Annotated in this window: 5 protein-coding genes; 2 read left to right on the top strand and 3 right to left on the bottom strand. The window is 58.9% G+C overall.

Features of this window, described 5'->3' with window-relative positions; translation table 11 throughout:
• Positions 1-1,040 (top strand): porin (locus EN935_RS18105; RefSeq protein ID WP_164757893.1); only part of this gene is annotated, 1,040 nt, incomplete at its 5' end.
• 227 nt (positions 1,041-1,267) lie between these two features.
• On the opposite strand, the gene EN935_RS18100 is transcribed toward EN935_RS18105, so the two are convergent.
• Together EN935_RS18100 and EN935_RS18095 are read right to left on the bottom strand one after the other, a co-directional pair.
• On the bottom strand, positions 1,268-2,935 hold the full coding sequence (locus EN935_RS18100; RefSeq protein WP_127265557.1) for a sulfotransferase: 1,668 nt from the start codon (positions 2,933-2,935) through the stop codon (positions 1,268-1,270).
• Between the two features lie 236 nt (positions 2,936-3,171).
• Positions 3,172-4,839 (bottom strand): sulfotransferase, encoded by a 1,668-nt coding sequence (locus EN935_RS18095; RefSeq protein WP_127265556.1) that lies wholly within the window; start codon positions 4,837-4,839, stop codon positions 3,172-3,174.
• A 119-nt stretch (positions 4,840-4,958) separates the two neighbouring features.
• On the opposite strand from EN935_RS18095, the gene EN935_RS18090 reads away from it, so the two are divergent.
• Complete coding sequence (locus EN935_RS18090; protein WP_127373491.1) at positions 4,959-5,993, top strand: pyridoxal phosphate-dependent aminotransferase; 1,035 nt, start codon at positions 4,959-4,961, stop codon at positions 5,991-5,993.
• A gap of 36 nt (positions 5,994-6,029) precedes the next feature.
• On the opposite strand, the gene EN935_RS18085 is transcribed toward EN935_RS18090, so the two are convergent.
• On the bottom strand, positions 6,030-6,325 hold a 296-nt coding region (locus EN935_RS18085), incomplete at its 5' end, for a GNAT family N-acetyltransferase (RefSeq protein ID WP_164771189.1).

The following is a 6,325-nucleotide window of genomic DNA, read 5'->3' as shown; positions in this document are numbered from 1 at the left end:
AGCCGGAACCCGCTGAATACGTCAAGATCTGCGACGTCTACGGCGCTGGCTACTTCTACATCCCCGGCACCGAAACCTGCCTGCGCATCGGCGGCTATGTCCGTTATGACATCGGCGTGGGCGATGCCAACTCGTTCGACGGCGCCAACCACGTTGCGGACCACATGGGCGATGGCGACCATTCGACCTATACCAAGAATGCCCGTTTCGCGTTGAAGACCTGGACCGGCCAGGAAACCGAGCTCGGCACCTTGAAGACCTACACCGAGCTCCGCTTCAACTTCGGCAACGGCTATGGCGACGCTGGCGACCCGAATTCGCCTTTGGCCGGCGGCCATTCTTCGGTGAATTTCGCCTGGATCCAGCTTGGGGGCCTGCGCGTCGGTAAGGACGAATCGGCCTTCGATACGTTCATCGGCTACGCCGGCAACGTCATCAACGATACGCTCGTTCCCTATGGTGGCTTCGACACCAACGTCGTCCAGTACTATTTCGACGCCGGCAACGGCTTCTCGGCCGTGGCTTCGTTGGAAGAAGGCTCGGGCACGGACACGATCGACAGCTATGTCCCGCATATCGTCGGCGGCTTGAAGTGGACGCAGGGCTGGGGCGCGATCACCGGCGTCGTCGCCTATGACAGCAACTACGAAGAAGTCTCCGGCAAGGTTCGCTTGGACGTCAACGTTTCCAACGAGCTGTCACTGTTCATCATGGGCGGCTATGGCTCGGACGACAACCTCACCGACTTCACCAGCAACGATCGCGGCTTCTACAAGCCTTGGGGCGGCAACTGGGCAGTCTGGGGCGGCGGTACCTACAAGTTCAACGAGAAGACCTCGTTCAACGCGCAGGTTTCGTATGACGACTTTAAGAACCTCGGTGTCGCGGCGAACGTTGCTTATGACGTCGTTCCAGGTTTCACGGTCACGGCCGAAGTGGACTACAACCACGCCGATAACGTCTTGGACTCTTTCCCCATCAATCCCGCACCGAAGAAGAGCAGCCTCGGCGGCATCCTCCGCTTCCAGCGCTCGTTCTAATAGAGTTCGACTCGTCGAAATCGAAACCCGGCGGGCAACCGCCGGGTTTTTTCTATTCAGTTGACGAGGAAATGTGTCGCTTCTGACGTTATGCTAAGATCTTGAGGCTGGAATGAACAGCCGCATTGCCCTTGCCGCAACGAGCCGTTGCCCCGTTGGAGTCAGGAATTCGAAGCGGCCAGGCACCAAACGCAAACTTGACGGCTTCCAGCGCAAGCGTGCCTGGATCAATTCCCGGCCAAATCACCCAAGGCATCGATCAGCGGTTTGATGGCGCTGCCATAGCTCTTCCAGCGATTGACGGACGAGGTGTAGATCGGTTGCCTAACCTGCCAGCGACTGAACGTGTTCACCGCACCGCCCTTGTCAAAGAATCGCAAGCAGGCATCGTCCCAAGGCAGACCCAAATGGTCTATCAAGCGGCGCGATTGCCCTTCCTGATCGGAGACCATGTCCTCATAGCGGTTCTGCAGGATTTGCCCCGGAAAAACCACGTCCCAGTGACGCATAAGCCGGTCGTACTCACGATAATACAGTCCGAGTGTATTCAGATCGGCGTTGTAGATATTATCCTCGTTGAAACTCAGGAAATAGCACGAGATGCAATTGTCGGCGGCATCGCGACGGCAGTGAATGATGCGTGCCTTGGGAAACAGGACTCTTACAAGTCCGATAAGCTCAAAATTGTGCGGTAGCTTGTCGACGATTCGCCGTGCGTCGGGTGATCGTTGCCTGATGTGGCTGAGATATTCTTCGGCCAGGGACTTGGACTGCTCAACCGTCATGTCCACGATCGACTTTCGCAATTCCTCTGGCGAGCGCGTTTTAGGCGCAAGCCTGTTTGTGATCCGCCGGAGCTTTGTCAGTTCGCCGGCCCCGTGTACGTCTGGATGGCTCGCACAGATTTGCTCGGTCAAAGTGGTGCCTGAACGTGGCATGCCAAGCACGAATACAGGCACGTCCGACGTGCTCCCGTGCCCTGCCTTGGCCGCCGCCATCCGCGGGCTGAACAACTCGATCATGAAATCGACGCTGCGGCGATAGGACTCTATATCGAAGCGGCGGGGTGAAAGTTCCTTTGCCTGCCGGAAGTGATCCATCGCCTCGTCATAGCGCCGAAGATCATTCAGTATCTTCCCGGCAGCATGGTGGAATTGCTGAATGCTTTTCCTGTCGAGTTTCGGATTTTTCAGCTCAGCCAGAATGGATTGCAGTTCCGCCGGCTCTTCAGAGAATTTTCGGATGCTGACCAGACCGTCGTAGGCGGCTGCGACACCCAGGCGATGGCTGATCGCCTCTCTCATATAGGTGGTCGCCTCATCCATACGGCCGAGGCTTACAAGCGCATTGGCCAACCCCGTTCGGACGAGAGGATGGCGGCCATTGATTGTGAGCGCCCGTTCATAGAGCGGCACCGCAAGATCGGCCCTACCGAATTCGGTGTAGGCGCGGCCAAGTGCGCAAAGCGCCTCTACCCAGTCGACTTTCAGTTGGCTAGCAACCTCAAAATGTCGGATCGCATCTGAATGTTCGCCGACTTTCAAATAGGTTTCACCCAGAGTCAGGTGATAGTGTGGATTTCCCGGGGCTTCCTTCACGGCCCGCGCGAAATAGTGGATGGCCCTCTCGTCATCCAAATCGCGCGCGAAGACACCCATTATATACAAGGCAAGAGGGTGCCTTGGGGCCCGGGCCAAGACACGCTGACATAGTTCCTCTGCCTCATGCAGCCGTTTGGCCCGCTGAAGTTCGAGCGCCTGTCTCAGCAATGCGTCATCTGCCTGCGCGCGCGGCAATGGTTTCGCGGTCGGCTGCACGATTTTCTGCTGAGAGATTTGGGGGCCAGCAGGGCCCTTAAGATGCTTGGACCAGGCTGGTGGCAATCGATTGCTCATAGTGTCTGGCTAGCAAAAAGAGCCACAGGAATCCAGCGTTTCTAACCTGCCTCGCGGCAACGTGCATTGGCCAAGCGGGCGTTCTAGAAGGCAGTTTTCAAAGCGAGCTAACGCGGCTCGTCCTGGCACCCCCGGGCAGTGCCGTTTGTCGCCCCAAAGCACAGAAGCGCGAGAGCGGCCGCGCTTTTCGCCCGTACTGGCGCCAACGAAAACAGCTTGAATACGGTGCAGGTTAATCAGAGTTCGACCAGATCGCCGAGGGTCTCTATCAGTGGCCGGAGCCTGCCTTCATAATTTTTCCAGCGCTTGACCGACGACCTGTAGATGGGTTGGCGGACTTGCCAGCGGCTGAGCGTCCTGACGGATCCAGCCTTGTCGAAGAAGCGAAGGCAAGCATCATCCCAGGCCAGACCAAGATGCTCGATCAACCGGCGCGATTGCCCTTCCTGGTCGGAAACAAGGTCTTCATAGCGATTCTCAAAAATCCGCCCCGGCAGGAGTGCCTTCCAATGGCGTATGAGGCGATCATATTCACGATAATACAACCCCAGCACGGTAAGATCCGAGCTGTACTGATGCCCCCTGTTAAGATTCGCGAGGAAACACGAGAAACAATTGTCGATTGGATCGCGCGTGCAGTGAATAATCCGGGCGTGCGGAAAGAGAAGGGCGATAAAGCCGATAAGCTCGAAATTATGAGGCATCTTGTCGATGATTTGTGATGCCGTGGGCGCATAGAGACGCAGGTTGGAAAGATATTCTCCTGCCAGAACCTTCGATTGCTGGCTCGTCATCGACCTGACCGGCTGCCCGAATATCCGTTCCTGCTGCGCCTTGAGACCGTTGACGACCGCCATTCGCCCCAGCTTGGTAAGCTCGCCGGCGCCATGAACGTCGGGATGACTGGAGCAGATTTGCTCGGTCAACGTCGTGCCCGAACGTGGCATCCCGAGGACGAAAACTGGCGCTTCGGACGGATCGCCATAGTCAGCCCTCGCGGCCAGAAATTCCGGGGTGAACAGGCCGATCAGGGAATCGACCTGCCTGCGGTAGGAATCGATGTCGAAACTGTAGCCCTTGGCCGTTGCAGCCTTAAGGAAATGGTCCATCGCCTCATCATAGCGTTCAAGGTCGTTCAAGATCTTGCCCGCCGCCAAGTGCAGCAGATACAGCTCATTGGCGAGAACGGGGGTGCTGCCAAGTTCGTCCAGAATGGATTGGAGTTCAGCCGGCTCGGTAGCAAATTTTCGGATTCCTACGAGGGTGTTGTAGGACGCAGGCACGTTTACACGCTGGGCGATGTTTGACTTCAAACGGGCTGCGGCTTCGTCCATTCGTCCAAGCGCAACGAGAGCATTCGCCAGGTCCGTTCGGACAGCCGGGTCGTCCGGGTCTAATTTCAGCGCCTTTTCATAGACCAGCAATGCCAAATCCGCCTTGTCAAACTTGGAGTAGGCCTTGCCCAGCCCGCAAAGAGCCTCCATCAGGTCGGGCTTCAATTCGCAGGCGCGTTGTAGATGCCTGATCGCTGGCGGATAATCGCCAGCCTTCAAGCATGCTTCGCCCAGACTGAGCTGATAGTAGGGATTGTTGGGCTCCTGAGCGGCGGCTCGTGCAAAATACTTGATGGCCAGCTCGTCATCGACACCGAGCCCCAGTGTGCCGAGTATATACAGGGCCAACGTGTGATTGGGCGTGCGGGCCAGCACGCGAAGACACAATTCCTCCGCGTCCACAAGCCGCTTCGCCTCCTGGAGTTGGAGCGCCTGTCTCAGCAACGCTTCGTCTGCTTGTGCGCGCGACAACGGTACGGCTGTCGGCTGCATGATTTTCTGCTGAGAGATTTTGGGGCCAGCAGGACCCTTGAGGTGCTTGGACCAGGCTGGTGGCAATCGATTGCTCATCACGTCTGGCTAGCAAAAAGAGCCGCAGGAATCCAGCGTCACGGATCTGTCTCGCGGCAACTTGCACCAGCCAGACGGGCGCGCTAGCAAGAAGGCCCTTTTCAACCGAGCTTTTTGCCATGTGCCAGCGCCCTCCCCTCACGCCGCTCGTCGACGCGCTTCCGTCGACTGTACCCTTCGTCGGCCCCGAAGCGCAGGAGCGCGAGCGGGGCCACGCTTTTCGCGCCCGTATCGGCGCCAATGAGAGCAGTTTTGGGCCTTCGCCGCGCGTCATCGAGCGCATGGCCGAGATCGCCGGCGACATGTGGATGTATTGCGATCCCGACAATCACGATCTGAAGGTGGCGGTTGCCGCGCATCACGGCGTGAAAGCCGAGAACGTTGTTGTCGGCGAAGGCATCGACGGCCTGCTCAGCCTGGTGGCACGCATGTATGTGGCGCCTGGCGATGCCGTGGTCACGTCGCTCGGCGCCTATCCGACCTTCAACTTCCACATTGCCGGTGTCGGCGGGCGGCTGGTGACGGTCCCTTACGAGAACGATAGGGAAAGCCTTGACGGCCTGTTGGCGGCGGTGCGCAAGGACAAGGCGCCGCTGGTTTATCTGTCCAACCCGGACAATCCGATGGGCAGTTGGTGGGAGGCGAACGAACTCATCCGCTTCATCGAGGCGTTGCCGGAAACCACCATGCTGGTGCTCGACGAGGCCTATGGCGAACTCGGACCGGCCTCGGCGCTGCCGCCGATCGATATCTCGCGGCCAAACGTCATCCGCATGCGCACCTTCTCGAAGGCCTATGGGTTGGCCGGCATACGCTGCGGCTATGCGGTGGCCGAGGCCCAGGTGATCCGCGACTTCGAGAAGATCCGCAACCATTACGGCGTCAGCCGCATGGCGCAGATCGCCGGGATAGCCGAGGCGAGCGGGCTGAAGCCACTGGAGTCGGCAACCAATTTCGTCACCATCGATTGCGGCGGCGACGGCGCTTTCGCGCTGAAGGTGCTGCAAGGCCTGCTGTCACGCGACGTGTTCATCCGCAAGCCGATGGTCCCGGTGCTCGACCGCTGCATCCGCGTCAGCGTTGGCCTCGATCACGAGCTCGATATTTTTGCCGAGGAACTTCCCGGGGCTTTGGCGGCAGCGCGGGGGAATTAGGATACCGCTGGCGCGCAAACCAGCAGCAAAAGCTGCCTACAAATCCATCTCCCAGGTCTGGCCGGTCAACTCCTTGCCGAAACTGTGGTGTCGCTCCTCCGAGACCAGCTTGAAGCCGGCGCGCTCATAGATCGCGCGCGCCGCGACGAGAATGTCGTTGGTCCACAGCACCAGCCTAGTGTAGCCGCAAGCGCGAGCCTGGGTCACGCATTCCGCAACCAGGCGTTTGCCGATGCCGAGGCCTCGCGCCGCCGCCTCGACATGCAGCATCCTCAGCTTGGCCACCTCGTCGTCCTGGTGAACCAGGAACACCGCGCCGACCGGCTGACCAC

Source organism: Mesorhizobium sp. M7D.F.Ca.US.004.03.1.1, assembly GCF_003998635.1.
Lineage (GTDB): Bacteria > Pseudomonadota > Alphaproteobacteria > Rhizobiales > Rhizobiaceae > Mesorhizobium > Mesorhizobium loti.
This window is presented reverse-complemented; position numbering and strand designations above follow the sequence as displayed.

What these genes read in the sequence shown, in the direction of transcription:
- EN935_RS18100 (WP_127265557.1), bottom strand. Translation starts at nt 2,935, where the DNA reads ATGAGCAATCGATTGCCACCAGCCTGGTCCAAGCATCTTAAGGGCCCT.
- EN935_RS18090 (WP_127373491.1), top strand. Translation starts at nt 4,959, where the DNA reads ATGTGCCAGCGCCCTCCCCTCACGCCGCTCGTCGACGCGCTTCCGTCG.
- EN935_RS18095 (WP_127265556.1), bottom strand. Translation starts at nt 4,839, where the DNA reads ATGAGCAATCGATTGCCACCAGCCTGGTCCAAGCACCTCAAGGGTCCT.